This is a genomic window from Streptomyces sp. PH10-H1 (assembly GCF_030063355.1).
GTDB lineage: Bacteria > Actinomycetota > Actinomycetes > Streptomycetales > Streptomycetaceae > Actinacidiphila.
This window is the reverse complement of sequence record NZ_JASISZ010000077.1, coordinates 1-15,897: the sequence shown is the minus strand read 5'-3', so window position 1 is coordinate 15,897 and position 15,897 is coordinate 1. Positions and strand designations below refer to the sequence as shown.

At 68.8% G+C, this 15,897-nt stretch carries 14 protein-coding genes and 1 pseudogene; 8 read left to right on the top strand and 7 right to left on the bottom strand.

Features of this window, described 5'->3' with window-relative positions:
- The first annotated feature begins 306 nt into the window (after positions 1-306).
- Positions 307-2,400: an APC family permease gene (locus QMK24_RS33035; protein WP_283470550.1), complete on the top strand. Its 2,094-nt coding sequence runs from the start codon at positions 307-309 to the stop codon at positions 2,398-2,400.
- Between the two features lie 9 nt (positions 2,401-2,409).
- Here the strand turns inward: QMK24_RS33035 and QMK24_RS33030 are convergent, their stop codons facing one another.
- The 4 genes from QMK24_RS33030 to melC1 form a co-directional block, all read right to left on the bottom strand.
- A complete protein-coding gene (locus QMK24_RS33030; RefSeq protein ID WP_283470549.1) occupies positions 2,410-2,613 on the bottom strand; it encodes a hypothetical protein in 204 nt (67 codons plus the stop codon).
- 235 nt (positions 2,614-2,848) lie between these two features.
- Positions 2,849-3,070: a hypothetical protein gene (locus QMK24_RS33025; RefSeq protein WP_283470569.1), complete on the bottom strand. Its 222-nt coding sequence runs from the start codon at positions 3,068-3,070 to the stop codon at positions 2,849-2,851.
- 236 nt (positions 3,071-3,306) lie between these two features.
- Positions 3,307-4,125 (bottom strand): tyrosinase MelC2, encoded by an 819-nt coding sequence (gene melC2 / locus QMK24_RS33020; protein ID WP_283470548.1) that lies wholly within the window; start codon positions 4,123-4,125, stop codon positions 3,307-3,309.
- A gap of 40 nt (positions 4,126-4,165) precedes the next feature.
- A complete protein-coding gene (melC1, locus tag QMK24_RS33015) occupies positions 4,166-4,573 on the bottom strand; it encodes an apotyrosinase chaperone MelC1 (RefSeq protein WP_283470547.1) in 408 nt (135 codons plus the stop codon).
- 409 nt (positions 4,574-4,982) lie between these two features.
- On the opposite strand from melC1, the gene QMK24_RS33010 reads away from it, so the two are divergent.
- The gene (locus QMK24_RS33010; protein WP_283470546.1) at positions 4,983-5,636 is read left to right on the top strand and encodes a class I SAM-dependent DNA methyltransferase; all 654 of its coding nucleotides are present in this window, start codon (positions 4,983-4,985) and stop codon (positions 5,634-5,636) included.
- A 100-nt stretch (positions 5,637-5,736) separates the two neighbouring features.
- Here QMK24_RS33010 and QMK24_RS33005 read toward each other — a convergent pair whose 3' ends face one another.
- Positions 5,737-7,209: an MFS transporter gene (locus tag QMK24_RS33005; protein WP_283470545.1), complete on the bottom strand. Its 1,473-nt coding sequence runs from the start codon at positions 7,207-7,209 to the stop codon at positions 5,737-5,739.
- Positions 7,210-7,303: 94 nt separating this feature from the next.
- On the opposite strand from QMK24_RS33005, the gene QMK24_RS33000 reads away from it, so the two are divergent.
- The 4 genes and pseudogenes from QMK24_RS33000 (at position 7,304) to QMK24_RS32990 (ending at position 12,884) form a co-directional block, all read left to right on the top strand.
- Positions 7,304-7,789 (top strand): winged helix-turn-helix transcriptional regulator, encoded by a 486-nt coding sequence (locus tag QMK24_RS33000; protein ID WP_283470544.1) that lies wholly within the window; start codon positions 7,304-7,306, stop codon positions 7,787-7,789.
- Between the two features lie 205 nt (positions 7,790-7,994).
- Positions 7,995-8,363 (top strand): annotated as a pseudogene (locus tag QMK24_RS42020) (DUF4328 domain-containing protein); the annotation flags it as partial.
- Positions 8,364-8,683: 320 nt separating this feature from the next.
- Positions 8,684-9,043 (top strand): CU044_2847 family protein, encoded by a 360-nt coding sequence (locus QMK24_RS32995; RefSeq protein ID WP_283470542.1) that lies wholly within the window; start codon positions 8,684-8,686, stop codon positions 9,041-9,043.
- 40 nt (positions 9,044-9,083) lie between these two features.
- Positions 9,084-12,884: a trypsin-like peptidase domain-containing protein gene (locus QMK24_RS32990; RefSeq protein ID WP_283470541.1), complete on the top strand. Its 3,801-nt coding sequence runs from the start codon at positions 9,084-9,086 to the stop codon at positions 12,882-12,884.
- A 14-nt stretch (positions 12,885-12,898) separates the two neighbouring features.
- On the opposite strand, the gene QMK24_RS32985 is transcribed toward QMK24_RS32990, so the two are convergent.
- Positions 12,899-13,507 carry a DUF3592 domain-containing protein gene (locus QMK24_RS32985; RefSeq protein ID WP_283470540.1) on the bottom strand — a complete coding sequence of 203 codons (609 nt, stop codon included), beginning with the start codon at positions 13,505-13,507 and terminating at the stop codon, positions 12,899-12,901.
- Between the two features lie 92 nt (positions 13,508-13,599).
- Entirely contained in the window at positions 13,600-14,442 is an 843-nt protein-coding gene (locus QMK24_RS32980) for an IclR family transcriptional regulator (protein WP_283470539.1), read from the bottom strand.
- A gap of 337 nt (positions 14,443-14,779) precedes the next feature.
- On the opposite strand from QMK24_RS32980, the gene QMK24_RS32975 reads away from it, so the two are divergent.
- Together QMK24_RS32975 and QMK24_RS32970 are read left to right on the top strand one after the other, a co-directional pair.
- Positions 14,780-15,139 (top strand): hypothetical protein, encoded by a 360-nt coding sequence (locus QMK24_RS32975; RefSeq protein ID WP_283470538.1) that lies wholly within the window; start codon positions 14,780-14,782, stop codon positions 15,137-15,139.
- A 101-nt stretch (positions 15,140-15,240) separates the two neighbouring features.
- The coding region (locus tag QMK24_RS32970; RefSeq protein ID WP_283470537.1) for an SDR family NAD(P)-dependent oxidoreductase at positions 15,241-15,897 on the top strand (657 nt) is incomplete at its 3' end.

Here is a 15,897-nt window from a genome sequence, read left to right as displayed (position 1 = left end):
GACACCGTCTACGAGGGGCTGCTCTCCCATCCGGCGATCGGCCCGTTCCTGGGCACCACCGGTATCTCCTCGACCTCGACCGCCGCTCCGTCGTGCCGCTCGGGGCGGTCGTGGCCAACTGGGAGGCCGTATGGATTACGTTAAGAGTTCTGACGGCCGACCTGGGTACAAACAGGTACAAAGTGTCCACTACGGACCGTTTCGAGGTGTGTGACCCGGGTGTCCTGGACCGATTGACCGCCGTAGGCGGTTTCCACGGCCGCGCAGCGGCGATCGTCGTACTTGACGTGCCTTTACGCTCCCTGCGTGCCGAAATTCGTGGATGCAGTCAAGCGTGTGGTGATCGGTCGGGCGTTGCCGAGTGAGGGGTTGCAGGAGACGCTGCTGCCCAAGCGGCTGGCGCTGCCGATCTTCGCCTCCGACCCGCTGTCGTCGGTGGCGTACGCCACGCAGGAGATCCTGCTCGTCCTGACGTTGGGCGGACTGGCCTACCTGTACCTGGCCTCGTGGGTCGCGATAGCGGTGGTCGCCTTGATGGCCGTGGTGGTGCTGTCCTATCGGCAGGTGGTGCGCGCCTATCCCTCCGGCGGTGGGTCGTACGAGGTGGTGGCCACCAACCTGGGGCCGTCCGCGGGGTTGGTGGTGGCCGCGTCGCTGCTGGTGGACTACGTGATGACGGTGGCGGTGTCGGTCGCCTCGGGGGTGGACAACATCATCTCCGCACTCCCGGCGCTGAACGAGTACCGGACGGTGATGGCCGTGGTGTTCGTGGCCCTGCTGGCGGCGGTCAACCTGCGCGGGGTGCGCGAGTCGGGGCGGGTGTTCGCCGCGCCCACGTACCTGTTCATCGCCGGTGTCCTTCTGATGTGCGCCACCGGCTTCATCCGCTGGATGCTGGGCGACGCACCGGTGGCGGAGTCCGCGGCCTACGGCATCCACGCCGATCCCGGGCACGACAACCTCGCCGGGTTCGCCCTGCTGATGCTCGCCCTTCGGGCGTTTTCCAGCGGCTGTACGGCGCTGACCGGGGTGGAGGCCATCTCCAACGGAGTGCCCGCCTTCCGCAAACCGAAGTCGAAGAACGCCGCGAGCACGATGGCCGCCATGGGCATCATCGCGGTGGTGATGTTCTCCGGCATCACCGCGCTGGCAATGATCGCCAAGGTCCACATCACCGAGAACACCTGTGACCTGACGGGGGTCGCAGGCGACTGTGCCACCACTCCGCAGCGGACCGTCATCGCGCAGCTCGCTGCGGCGATCTTCGGCGGTGACCACAGCGTCGGGTTCTTCTTCATCCAGGCCGCCACCGCGCTGGTGCTGGTGCTGGCCGCGAACACCGCGTTCAACGGCTTCCCGTTGCTGTCCTCGATCCTGGCCCAGCACCGCTATCTGCCCCGCCAGCTCCACACCCGCGGCGACCGCCTCGCGTTCTCCAACGGCATCGTCGCGCTGGCCGTGGTCGCCGGCGGCCTGCTGTGGGCCTTCCACGCCTCGGTCACCAACCTCATCCACCTGTACATCCTGGGCGTGTTCACCTCCTTCACCCTGTCCCAGACCGGCATGGTCCGGCACTGGAACCGCACCCTGAGCACCGAGACCGACCCGGCGCTGCGCCGCCGCCACCACACCGCGCGGGCGATCAACGGTCTCGGGGCGCTGGTCACCGGCCTGGTGCTGGTGATCGTGCTGGCCACCAAGTTCACCCAGGGCGCCTATCTCGCGGTGATCGCCGCGGTGCTGCTGTGGCTGATGATGCGCGGAATCCGTCGGCACTACGACAACACCGCAGCCGAACTCGCCATCACCGACGTGTCCGACCAGGCGGTGCTGCCCGCCCGGGTGCATGGCATCGTCCTGGTCTCCAAGGTCCACAAGCCCACGCTGCGGGCGCTGGCCTACGCCCGCGCCACCCGCCCCGACACGCTGGAAGCCCTCACCGTCGCCGTCGATCGCGACGAGGCCAACGCCCTGCAGGAGCAGTGGGACGCCTACGGGATCAACGTGCCCATCAAGACCCTGGAATCGCCCTACCGGGAAGTGACCCGGCCGGTCGTGGAGTACGTGCGCGCGGTCAACCGCACCAGCCCCCGCGATGTGGTCAGCGTGTTCATCCCCGAATACGTCGTCGGCCACTGGTGGGAGAACCTCCTGCACAACCAGTCCGCCCTGTGGCTCAAGAGCCGGCTGCTGTTCACCCCCGGGGTCATGGTCATCAGCGTCCCCTGGCAGCTGACCTCCTCCGAACGCAAGGGATACCGACCCGCCGGACGGGCCGCCGGTGCCGTCCGCCGCGGCGAACCCGCCTGGACCAACAACCACCCCGACGCCGAAAAGGCCGACGCCGAAAAGGCCGACGGAGAAAAGGCGGACGCCTCACCGGGCCCCGGCCCGAGCTGACGAGTGGACTCAGCCGGCCCACTTCTCCGGTCCGCCGCCGCGCCAGTCGATCAGCTTGGTCTCTTCGATCTCCTGCTCGTCCATGCCGGCCCGGCGAAGGAATTCCAACAGATCCGCCAGCCGGTAGGCGCGCCCCACGTCCTCGCCGCGAATCCTTACCCGGCGCGCACCGTTCACCGGCGGGAACACCACCACCGGCAGAGAATCCTCCATACATCCAGGATGCGGCCATCCGGGGGATACCGCGCGGTGGGAGGGGGTGGGCCACCGCCGGACCCATTCAGCGAAACGACGCCTTGGTGTCGGCTATGGAAGAATTCACGCAAGCCGATTGACCGCGGTATTTCTCCAGCGAAGGCGATACGCGCGTCATTCCATCGGGCAGGTGCGCTCGGCGCATCGGTTGTGGTGCTGAGCTGAATATGGAAGCTGGGGCGACTGCGGTTGTTCAGCTGTCCGGGCCGAAGGCGTGGGTGGTGAGGTGTGGGCCGTTGGCGCGGCTTACGAGCGGTATGTCGGACGGTGGAGCCGGGTGGTCGCGGCCGGCGGCGGCTGCGAGCGGCCAGAGTCTGCGGAGCGTGGTGAGCCCCGGTCCGTCGATCAAGGTGAGCCCCATGGGGATCACGACGATCATGCCGAGCATGACGATCAGGTTCACCAGTGCCGTCATCGCACCCACCCCCATGTTGAACACGTTCAATCATGTGCTTCGCGGCGGACTGTACGCCGTGATCTGAACGTGTTCAACATGGGAATTCCCGCGCAGCTGCGAGCCGATACGTCGGCGTTGCGGCACTGCGGCGCTGTGGCGCTGTGGCGCGTCGGCACCACAGTGCCGCGCCTCAGAGACCTGCCCGGCCTGCCCAGCCGGCGCCTACCACGGACACGGGACGGGTGATGTCCGCATCAGGCGTAGGTGTAGTGGGACGTGTGATCGAGCATGTCGGCCGGAGTGGTGTCGTTCCACGGCTTCATCGCCTCGTGGAGGTCGACGACGTTCGGCGTCTGCGCAGCGGGCACATAGGCGGACCCCGGGTTTCTGCGCTGCCAGTCGGCCCATAACTTGTCGATATAACAGTGATGCAGCCAGAAGACCGGGTCGTTGGGGGAGACCCCAGTGGCCATTTGGCCTCCGACCCACAGGTGGATGCGGTTGTGGAGATTGACGCCGCGCCAGCCCTCCAGATGGTTGCGGAACCCGTCGGAGGTGCTGTTCCAGGGCGCGGTGTCGTACACCGTCATGGCGAGAACGGAGTCCACCTCCGGCCCGGTCGGAAGTGGCCGGGACGCCGCGCCGAGCGAACGGCGCAGGTATCTCCGGTTGTCGACGCGTATGTTGATCGGCCAGTTGCCGGTGCTGAAGGCGAACGGCCCGCTGGTGACCTGGCCGTCGCTGCCGCGGCCGGTGCCGCCGAGGAAGTCGGCCGCCCACAGGGAGGAGCCGGCCGTGCGGTCCACCGTCCAGTCCCAATAGGGCAGGGTGACCGACGCGTTGATGCGCTGCAGCTCCTGCTCGAACTGCAGGAGAAACCTGCGGTGCCAGGGGAGGAACGACGGCGAGCGGTGGCCGACCCGTTCTCCGAAGTCGGTGTCGGACACGATGAATTCGTTGTGCGTGCTGACGAAACCGTCGTACCGGCCGCTGCGCTTGAGCTCCAGCAGCGCGCCGACTAGATCGCGCTTCTCGGCGGCTGTGAGGTTCGCCTGGTTCTTGCGGACTGCCATGGAAGTACTTCTCTCCTTCTTACGCGCTTACGCGGGGAATTCAGCTCATCGGAACGAGCGTGGCGCCCTGGAGTTCCTTCACGGCGGCGCGGGCCACGGTGCGCGGACTGGTGAAGGTCTCGTAGTGATTGATGACGCTGATCCACGTGCCATCGGCGTTCTGCATCACGTGCAGCTCCTTGCCGTCGATGAGGACGGCGTATCCGGGGCCGCCGTGGTGGTGCCCGCCTCCGTGCGTGGCCTGCCCCCGTATACGGCGGCCCTGGTAGATCTCGTCGAACGCTGCGGGTCCGCCGCTTCCCGCGGAGCGGGCACCGCCGGCTTCGGGCTCATCGCCGCGTCGGGCGGCGAGAGCCACCGGCGTGGACAGCGCGGTCGCGGTAAATGCGGCCCCGGCCACGGCCATGGCGCCGCGGCGCAGGACACGGCGGCGGGTGAGGTCAGACATGCACAATCCCCCTTGGATCGTCTCCTGTGGCAACTGCCCCAGGAGTAACGCTTCTTCGCGGGTGATCGAGAGTTCATGATCGCCCGTGGGCATGCTGGCAGTCCGGATCGGGGTCCCGGTAGGCGCCGGGGAGGGGTTGGCTGCATATCGGACAATCGATGCATGAATGTACAAAGTTGAATGGCGTGGATATTGCTCGTGGCACTTGCCAGAGCTGCTTGAGGCGGGAAGATCGACGGCGCTCAAGGAGTTTGGCAGGAAATACGTCTGCATTGGCATGGTTCCGTGACGCTTCTCACGGAAACAGGATGACGCAAAAAGTCCGTCGGCAAGCACCTGCGCACACGCCAGCTGACGTTGGAAGGACCGGGGGGAGACGGGCTCGGGCAGCGCACTATTGTCCTCGCCTATGACTGAACCTTCCTACCTGAGCGCCACCCGGGCGGCGTACGACATCGTCGCCGTCGACTACGCCGAGCTCTTGCGCACCGAACTCGCGGCCAAGCCGCTGGACCGGGCGATGCTGGCCACGTTCGCCGAACTCGTGGAGGCCACCGGTACCGGGCCGGTCGCCGATCTCGGTTGCGGCCCCGGCCGGGTGACGGCGCACCTGGACGCTCTCGGGCTGTCCGCCTTCGGCGTCGACCTGTCGCCGGAGATGGTCGTGGTGGCCCGTCGGGACCACCCGGACCTGCGGTTCGACGAGGGTTCGATGACCGCCCTGGATCTGGCGGACGGCGTCCTCGCCGGCATTGTCGCCTGGTACTCCATCATTCACACCCCACCGGAGCGATTGCCGGTGGTGTTCGCCGAGTTCCACCGGGTGCTGGCTCCGGGCGGCCACCTGCTGCTCGCCTTCCAGGTCGGTGACGAGCGCCGGCACTTCGAGCAGGCATACGGCCACGCGGTGTCGCTCGATGCCTACCGGCTGCCGCCCGACTGGGTCGAAGAGCTGTTGAGTCAGGCCGGGTTCGCCGTGCACGCTCGGCTGCTGCGCGAGCCCGAGAGGGCCGAGAAGAACCAGCAGGCCTACCTCATGGCTCGCAAGCAAGGGCAGTCGTAGGGCGCCGACCGGACCTCCTGGACCGCCTGGGTGGTAACGCAGTCCGAGGCGGGCTCCACGCTCCGGCCGGGCGCGCCGAGCGGCTGGGCGGTCGTGGCGGTCAGCTCGGCTGGGCCGCTGGTGCGGGGTCGCGGCGTAGTTGCGGCAGGAGCAGTACGGCGCCGCTGGCCAGGCCCACCGCCGCGAAGACCCACCAGGTGTGGCGGAAGTCGTTCAGGGCGCTGGCCGGGGTCGGGGTGCCCAGTACTGCGACGAAGAGGCTGATGCCGAGCACGGCGCCCAGTTGTCGGAAACTGGAGTTGATGGCTGAGCCGATTCCGTAGCGGGCCGCCGGCAGCGCGGCGACCGCGGCGCCGGACTGGACGGGGAGAGTCAGTCCGATGCCGAGACCGATGAGCAGCGTGCAGGGGAGCCAATGAGTGGCCCAATGCGGTGAGTTGCCGACCAGAAGCGCGAAGCTTGCTGAACCGACCGCCCAGGACGCCGCGCCGGCCAGGAGCACAGGACGATGGCCGATAGCGGCGGCCAGCCTGCTGGTCGAGCGGGCGATCGCGGTGACGACCAGGGGGCCGGGGGCGCCGGCAAGGGCGGCGGCGAGAACCGAGTAGTGCCATACGGTCTGCAGGAAGATGACGTTGCCGAGCAGCATCCCGTAGAACGCGGTCGCGAACAGCAGGGTCGCGGCGTTGGTGAGGCGGAACTGGTGGACCTTGAACAGGGAGAGGTCCATCACCGGATGGGCGGCGACCGAGGATCGCCACAGGAAGACGGGCAGCAACGCCACGGCGAGAACGCATGCGCCGATCACCCGGGGGTCGGACCAGCCCCAGGCCGGGCCCTCGATGATAGCGAGGCTGAGAAGCGCCGGCATGGCGGCGATGAGCAGGGCGCCGATCGGGTCGGGGATACCCGCGGCATGGGGGTCGACGGTCTCGCGGAGCAGGCGAACGCCGAACAGGATGATCAGCGCGGCGATCGGTACGTTGACGAGGAATATCCACCGCCATGAGGCGTACTGGGTGAGCAGTGCGCCCAGGGTGGGACCGAGGGCTGCCGCTGCGGCACCCATCGCGCCCCAGGTGCCGACGGCGACGTGACGCCGGTTGGCCGGGAACTCGGGCAGGATCAGGGCCAGCGAGGTCGGGACCACGAACGCCGCGAATACGGCCTGCAGGGCACGGCCGACGATGAGGATCGAGATGTTCGGCGCGATGCCGCACAGGGCGCTCATGGCGGCGAAGCCGGCCAGTCCGATCAGGAATGTCCGCTTGCGTCCGTAGCGGTCGGCCACCCGGCCGGCGGGGATGAGCATGGCCGCGAAGACCAGGCTGTAGGCGTTGAGCACCCAGGCGAGGTGGCCGGTGGTGGTGTGGAAGCTGTGGCTGATCGTCTCGAACGCGATGTTCACGATCGTGGTGTCCAGGAACACCATGAACACCCCGAGGCTGCCCAGAGCGAGCACCCGCCGTGCGTGCCGCTTGGCCGCACTTGCCTGTGACGGAGTAAGTGCCGCAGCAGCGCCGGGACTCGATTCGTCCGCTGTCTCGGCGGGGGCAGGTTCCGACGTGGTCATGGTGTCCCTCGGCAGGCGGTGTGTTGCGATGTCCAACTTACTGAGCGGACGCTACATGAGTGGGTTGGAAACAACAACAGAGTAGGCTGGGGGAATGGAGAAGACAGGGAAGAGCGAAGGGAATGGCGCACTGTCGGTCATGGCGGACCAGCCCGTTGCGGTCAGGCCGTGCCCGATCGCCGCGTCGATGGACGTCCTGGGCGAGCGGTGGTCCCTGCTGGCCATCCGCGAAATGGGCTACGGCGTTCATCGCTTCTCGAAAATCGCCGGCTTCACCGGCGCCTCGCGCGACATCCTCGCCGACCGGCTGCGTAAGCTCGAAACCGCCGGCATCGTTGAGCGGCGCCAGTACAGCGAACATCCGCCGCGCTACGAATACCACCTCACCGAAGCGGGCCTGGAACTGTTTCCGGTGATGCTTTCGCTGTTCCGTTGGGGTGACAAGTGGGCAGGGGAACCGTCCGCATTGACGCTTCGGCACGACTGCGGGCACAGCCTGGACGCCCACTACGTCTGCGATCACTGCGGACAGCCCGTCACCCGCGCCAGCCTCGAACCGGAGCTCGCACGAGGCCAATAGCTCTCCCCGGCTGGTGCAGTTGCCCCAGCGGGAGCCGCGCTACTGCTGATCACAGCGGCGGCGGTGCGCTGGTGGCACCTCTACGTATACAAGGTGCCCCTCAGCCACCTGGACATGGGCTCGTACACCGATGCCCGCGACATGGCGGGAACGGTGGTGGCCACCCATCTGAGCATCATGATCGCCGTGGTGCTGCAACTTCGCCATCGGGATCACCTTCGTGGTCTGGCTCCACGGGGCGCGCCTCAACACCGACCTGATCCCGGGGGCCGACCCGCAGTGGTCCTCCGGCTGGGCGATCGGGGCCTGGTTCATCCCGCTGGCGGGATTCGTGCTGGGCCCGATGGTGGTCGGTGACGTATCCCGGGCGAGTTCCGCGGGCCGCACCGGACGTGCGCCGGCCGGTCTGCTGATCGCCTGCTGGATGCTGCTGTGGACTCCGGGCATGATCGCCGCGGGCATCGGCAGCGTGGGTCAGGACCGCAAGGGGGCACAACAGATGCTGCACTTCGTCGCCCCCGGACTGACCGCCGCCCTTCTCGCCCTCCTCTGCCTCCTGGGTGCCGTCCGCTCGGTGACCCGCATCCCGCAGGTCGTCGTCCTGCTGCCATGCGGCGACCGTCTGCGCGGGGAGGGGGAACTCCTGCTGCCCGCACCACATGGCGACCTCCGAGGAAGAGGCCGGCCAGCTCGCCACGGTGACCGCGTGGGCCGCAGCGAAGGGAAGAAGATCCATGCTTGTCCTCTCCATTCCGGGACTGCCTGTGCCCTGATCCGTCAGCGGTCCCGCGCGGGTCCCCGGTCGGGGGCCAGGGGCCCTGGTCGGGTTGCGTTGTATCCGTTGTATCCACAAGACGCGGGCAGATGTGGCAGGTTGGCCGTATGGCGAGTCGAATGCTTCCCGGGCGCGTCGGTGACGTCGATCTGTTGGTGGAGACGGTCGCCGCCGCCGGATCGGAATCCACCTCGAGGCTCCAGGACGCGGGCGGGCGGGTGGTGGACGCGTTCGATCACGCACGCGATGCGATCGTGGAGATTGCCTCATCGACCGCGGAGGCGATCCAGCGGCTGGGCGACCGCGCGATCCGTCCGGAGCAGGTGGAAGTGGAGTTCGGACTGAAGTTCTCCGCGCAGGGCAATGTCGTCGTGGCCGGTACCTCGGGCGAGGCGTCCCTGGTGATCAAAGTGATGTACCAAGCAGCACAGGCGCATCCACATCCGCAGCCGGCGCCGCAACCGGCGTCGGTGCCGTAGGCGTGCGGGACGGGACAGCATCGGGAGTGATGTGGGGGACGTGACCCGTGACCTGCGGATTCCGGGGTTTCTGGGGCGGATTCTCGATCTGGACGGTGCGGCGGTGGGCACGTGCTTCCAGGTGGCGCCCCGCATCGTCGTGACGGCCTGCCATGTCCTGGCCGACCTGGGGTGCGATCGGATCGGGGCGCGGGTGGCGTCGGACGCACTGAACGGTTCCGCGGCACCCGCCCAGGCGGAGGTGGTGGCGGTCGACGCGGCGCGCGACCTTGCCGCACTGCGCAGGGCGGCGCCTCTGCGGGGAACGGTCGCGGGGCTTGCGCACACGGACACGGTCACCTTACTGACCGATGTGGTGGTCACCGGCGTGTCCGCGGTGGACGACCCCGGGCACGACTACCGGCACCTCGACGCCACCGGCACCTGGCAGGGCGGGACGGTACGCGACACTCACGTGGCGCTGGGGCGGCTCGCGTCGTCCTCGGTGGTGCCCGGCATGAGCGGCGCGCCCGTGCTGCGGCTGTCGGACAACCTGGTCGTCGGAGTCGTCTCGGCCCGCTACAACAGCGCGGACGGCTGGCTGCGCGATTCGGTCTGGGTGGCCCGCATCGAGGACTTGGCGCAACTACTGGCCACGATTCCCGGAGTTGCAGTCGGTCCTCGGCTGGTCCTCGCCGACGAGGTGACTTCCGTCCTCTCCGTCCGAGCGGTCGACTCCGCCCGACCGCTCCACTCCGCCCGGCCGCCCGGCGCGTCCGTCCCCTTGGTCATCCCTCTGCCCGCAGCGGACGCCAGCAGGTTGCCGGAGGAGCCGCTCGCGCTGGGCGGCCCCCGCGAGGCGGCGTTGGAGGCGGCCAAGGTACTCACCGCCCTGGACGACTCCTGCCGCGGGCTCGGCGCACTCGACGAGGTGGTGGAGTCGCTGCTCGCCCAAGCCGCGCACGACGGCATCCACAGTGAGGAGGCCGTGCGCGACTTCCGCGCCAGGATCCGCGCCCGGGGCCTGGATCCCCGAGTACTGCTGCCGCGCATGGCGCAGCACGACGAGGCCGTACGGCGCTGGGCGCAGCCGCTCAGCGGCGGCACGGACCGGCCCGATGGGAGCGCCGCCTCCTCGCGATTACTGACGTCCCTGGTCCGGGTGCTCGTCGATGAGGTGTCCGGAGAGCTGTTCGCCGACATGTCCGAGGCCTGCCGTCGTCTGCTGCACGAGGGGCTGACGGACGGGCGGACGATCCCGCTCTCCGGCTTCCTCAATGCCGTGGCCGCACATCTGCCGCCGCTGCGGTCGACGTCGGTCGAGGCGGTTCTGGCCCATCCGGTCGGCCACTCCGGCTCGGGCGCCTCGTCGACGTCATCCGCCTCGGCGACCTTTTCGGCCTCCGCCGCCTCCACATCCTCGGCGGCCGCGCCGCCGGGCGGCGGCGCGATGGGCTACCGCCAGCTCGGCCTGACCGCCGTCGCCGTACAGATGTGCCGGCTCCCCGACCCCGAGCCCTGTCTGGCGGGCCACACGGACCTCGTCGCCACCGTTGTCGGCGCGATCGACCGGAGGATGTCCAGGCATCAGGCGGCCACCGCCTTCCTCTCGGGACAGCCGGGCGTCGGAACGTCCACCGTGGCCATCGAGGCGGCACGCCTGCTGATCCCGGCGTTCCCCGGCGGAGTGTTCCATGTGGATCTCCACGGCCTGGTCCCCGGCGCCCGCCGGGACGTCCGCACCGTGGTCAGGATCGTCTCCGAGGCGCTGAGCCTCGACCTCGGCTCCGAGACCATGGACGACATCAGCTTGATCGCCGCGTTCACCGCGCAACTGCACGACCGGCAGGTCCTGCTGGTGCTGGACAACGCGCTGGACGCCGCCCATGTCGCACTGCTGGTGAAAGCCCCCACCACGTGCGGAATCATCGTGACGTCCCGCGACCGCGTGCAGAGCTACGCACACCCGGGGCTCGTCTTCCGCGTCGAACCACTCGTCCGGGACGCATCCGTCCGCGTGCTGGCCCTGTGCGACGAGGGGCGTGCGCATGAGACCGGCCTGCTACACCGGCTCGCGTACCTGTGCGGCGACGTGCCGCTCGCGCTGCGAATGCTCGGCGCGAGAATGACCAGCCGCCCCGACCTCACCCTGGACTACCTCGTGCAGGTCATGGAAGAGGAGACCACCCGGCTCGACTACCTCGACGCGGGCGACCGGGCGGTGCGGGCCGCCATCAAACTGAGCTACGACAACTTGGACGAGGCCGCCCGCCGGGCCTTCCGGCTGGTCACTGCCGCCCCCGGATCGGCGGTGACGGGCGGAGAACTCGGGCACTGCCTGAGCACGTCCCCGCTGCGCCAGGAACTGCTGCTCAACCGGCTGGTGGACCGCAGTCTCGCCCAGTCGGAGATCGTCCGGTCCTTCACGGGGATTCTCCTCGCGACCTTCACGCTGTTCGACCTGGTCCGGCTCTTCGCCGGGGAGCGGCTGGCGGAAGAGGAGCCGGAGTCCACGGTGCGGGACTTCCGGTTCCGCTCCGTGACATATCTCCGGGACCGTCTGATCGAGATCACCGACCAGGCGGGGGAGGCCCAGCTGTCGGGAGAGCTCGACCCCACCCGCTTTCACGCCGCCGAGCGCCTGGCCGAGGAGGAGCAGTGGCTCGACCTCGCCACGGACCTGGTGGTCGCCCTGCACGTCCTCTACACCTCCCGCGGCGAGCTGGACGGCATCGTGGCGATCAATGAGACGCGTATCGAGTTGCACCTGCGGCACGGGCAGCCGGAGGAGGCGGTGAAGGCATGCCTCGTGAACGCGGATGCGCTGCGCGGCAAAGCCGGACCCCTGGCGGTGGAGTCTGCCCGCCGGGCGGCCCGGATCGCGCGCGATCACGGACTGATCGCCCGGGTCGCCGAGGCCGACTTCAAACTCAGCGTGCTCCAGTGGGAACAGGGGGAATTCATTGCGGCTTTGGAAGCCGGCGAGCGGGCCGCCTCGACGTTGACCGCGATCGGCCAGGAAGCGGCCGCCGTTCCCATCGCGAACAACAACTGCCTGCTGGCACGTACCGCGAACGATGCCGCCAAGGCCGTGAGATGGGGCCGGATGGCGACCGAACTGGCTGAGCGCTGGGGGAACACGGACGCGCAGGCGTCGGCGGCGCTGGAACGGGGGCTGGCGGAGCGGATGGCGGGGAAGCGGCTCGACGCCATCGCGTTGAGCCGTCAGGCTGCGACCCTCTACGCGGCAGACGAGCACTGGTGGAACGCGGCCGTCGCCTGCGAGAACGGGGCCTGCGCCGCCGAGGACATCGGTGACACCGCCACCGTCGTTGAGCTGCGAAGCCTCGCCGCCGACCACTGGGAACGCAGAGGGAGCCTTCCCTACTTGCTGAAGTCGCTGATCGGCCTGAGCGTCATCCACATCGCGGCCGCCTCCTATGAACAGGCCCAGCTCGTCCTCACCCGCGCTGCCCGCGCGGTGCGCGATCCCGATCCCGATCCCTCCTCCGTCTCTCCCTTGCTGCGAGCCGAGGTACTGCTGCGCCGAGCCGCGATCCAGCTGTTCCTCGACTCCGCCCCCGCCCACCCGGACGATGACCAGCCTCCCCCTCCCGTCCCGTCCGGCACCGATTCCGGCACCGGCACCGGAGCTGAGGAAGAGACCGATCCCGAGCTGGAACGGGTCCGTGATGCGCTCCAGCGGCACCGGGCGGGCACCCTGACCAACGCCGAGGCGCGCAAGCAGACGTACGCCCTCCTCACGGGATCCATTCGATTCCCGCCCGATCCGCTGCCCCCATGGCTGTACGAGGAACTCGGAAAGGAACCGCCGCCCCGCACGGCACTGGGTTCTGGGTGACAGTCCGGTCCGACTCACTTCGCCGGAGGCTTCTGCTGGGTCCAGGCCTGGGCCATGGCCTGAGCGACGTCCGGAGTAAGGAACTGCGTGACGGCCGGGTCCACTTCACCGAATTCGTCCGTGTACCGCTTCATGAAGGACGCGAGCAGCCTCCGGAGGAAGAGGCCCGCGATTCCCATGGGGACCATCGCTGCCGCAATGAACAGCAACAGCATGTCGCCGAAGTTCCGGTACAAAGTGGGCCAGTAGCCCAGATCCGAAGGGAGAGCGACGATTCCGACGTTCCCCGGGTCGTACGCGACCTCCACCGCCTCGCCGCCCTGAAGATGCGATCCGAAAGCCAGCGGCGATTCGACGGAATGGCCGCCCGAAGGGGTGGAGCGCACCCGGCAGTTGGTCAATCCGCGGTCACCGTGTTCATCGGTGGTGGCCTGCTCGCATCGTGTGACGGTGCCTTGCGTGTGGGCCCCGTGGCTTGTCAGGGCGGATGTCACCTTGGCGTGGCTGGGTACGGTGTACAGCACCATCGTGAGGAACCCGAGCAGTCCCACCACGATCATGCAGATGGACGTGATCCCGGGGTATCTGAGCAGATGGCGCGGACGTTCGGACTTCGTGCTCATCGGCTCCCTGTCGTGAACGCTGATCCTCACAGGAACGTGACGTCCCTACCTTCCCACGCACGCACGCGACAGGAGCCGACCTCACCCGCTGGTCAACGTGGTTTCGCCGGCCCGGGCCCGCGCCCTGAGCCCACCGGTCTCCTGTGGCCGAGGCGTCCGCACAGCCCCGCGCTGATCGCCCGGCTGGTCCGTTGCGCGACGTCAGCGAGCCGTTCCAGATTGTGTGAGGGATCCGCAAGCACGCACAGAGATGCCACCGGGGTACCGCTCGCGCCGTACAGCGGCGCGGCAACGCAGCACACCCCCTCCACCACCTCCTCCCGGTCGAACGCGACCCCCCGTTCCCGGATCTCCGCAGACTCCTGCCGCCAGGAACCGGGCATCGGCCCCAGCGGCAGGGCGGGATGCGCGGCGGCCACCAGGACCTTGCCCGCCGCGGTGAACCACGGCCAGGTCACACCGTTCTGCAGCGAGCCGAGCACATCATTCGCCTCACCGGGCGCCCAGTTCAGAACCAGGGTCTGCCCCTCCCACAGCACGCTGATCCCCACTGTCACACCCGTGGCACCCACCAGACGACGTACCGGCTCCCGTGCCACGGACCGCAGTCCCGGATGCGGCTGCCATCCCTGCCCGAGCAGGAACATCCCAGGACCCACGCGGTAACTGCCGCCACACCGCTCCACCGCACCCAGCCCGACCAGCTGCTCCAGCAGCCGATATGCCGTCGTCTTGGGCAGCCCGCACTCCGACGCCAGCCTCGACAGCCCCGCCTCCCCGGCCCGCTCCACTGCCCTCAACAGTCCGAACGCGCCCTCCAGCACACTCCGCCCCCCGCCCCACGGCGGACACACCGACCCGCCACCGGACTCGGGCGCGCGACTTTCCTGCTTCTTCAACTGCCTCACCGACGAGACCCCCGTCTTCGGTGTCATCACATCACTGCGGGTCCTGTCGGAGACATCGTTGGCCGATGCCTCGGGCCGCACTTGTGGTCCCTCGTGATGGGTGCCGAATCCTGCTCGGCCCCACTGTGTCGGACCGGCCAAGGACAAACCTGGGATAATCCTTGAATCGGTCTGCCCGACCCGGTGGGACGGGAGGGCGGTGTCCGGCTTCGCGGGGAGTGCGGTCAACAAGGCGGTGGATTCGGTCGGCTATCAGCGTGCCGCCGAGCTGAGCCGACAGTGAGAGCGACCGTCCACGGAGGCCGTTCGCGTTTCTGCCGCGAGGTACTATCGTCGTCGGCCGAGGGAGAGGATGATCACCGCTATGGAGACCGCCGACTGGTGCGTCATCGGCCTGGGTACCGTCCTGGCCGCCACAGGCTTCGGCCTTGTGATGTCCGCGCGGGGGAACACGGAACCGGACGCCAGGGTGCGCTTCCGGCTCTACGTGGCGAGGACCTTGCCGCTGTTCATGGGCTTGAGCATGGTCGCCAACACGCTGCCGCGTCGCCTGGGCGCTCAGTATCCGGTGGTGATGGTCTTCGACGCCGTGGGTGCTGTGTTGGTCGTCGCCATGGGCGTCCTCCTCGCGACGGAAAGGAAACGGCTGCGCGCCGGACCGGCTCCCGCCCGGGTCGCTGGACGCCCGCCGGCTGAGGAGCCCGGTCGAGGCGTTTCGGTGTGAAGCGCCTCGGAGAGGCCGGGACCTCCGCCCTCCGCTCGTCGCATCCCGGACGGCGCCGGCCTGGGAGCTGGTGCTGCGGGCACGCCGTTTAGTGTGTGGGCATGACGTCGCAGGTCTATCTCTCCGAACTCTTCTCGCTGGACGGCAGGGTCGCCGTGGTGACCGGCGGCAGCTCCGGCATCGGCCGGGCCATCGCCGGCGCCCTCGCGCGCGCAGGGGCCAGCGTCGTGGTCGTCGCCCGCGGGAAGGCGGAACTCGCCGCCACCGTCGGCGAGCTGGCGGCCCACGGCTGCCCGGCGGCCTGGGTGAGCGCCGATCTGAGCACCCGCGGAGGCCTGCGCGCCGCGGCCGAGGAGATGGCCGCGGCGTTCGGGGAGCCCGACATCCTCGTCAACTGCGCCGGGGTCAATCTGCGGCCGCCGATGGGCGATCTGGGCGACGATGTGTGGGACACCACGATGGCGGTGAACCTGGAGGCGCCCCACCTGCTGGGGCAGCGGTTCGGGCCCGGCATGGCGCAACGGGGCTTCGGGCGGATCATCCACATCACCTCCCAGCAGGCGCACCGGGCGTTCGTCCAGAGCGGCGCCTACGGCGTCTCCAAGGGGGCGTTGGAGTCGCTGGCCCGTTCTCAGAGTGCGGTTCGCACTGTAATGCCGGGTTTGGTGTCGCTCGATGGGGTGGCGTTGGGGCGTCTCTGCCGGTCAGGCGTTCGGGGTTCGCTTGGGTGGCGGGATGAGTGGTCGCAATCCGTACCC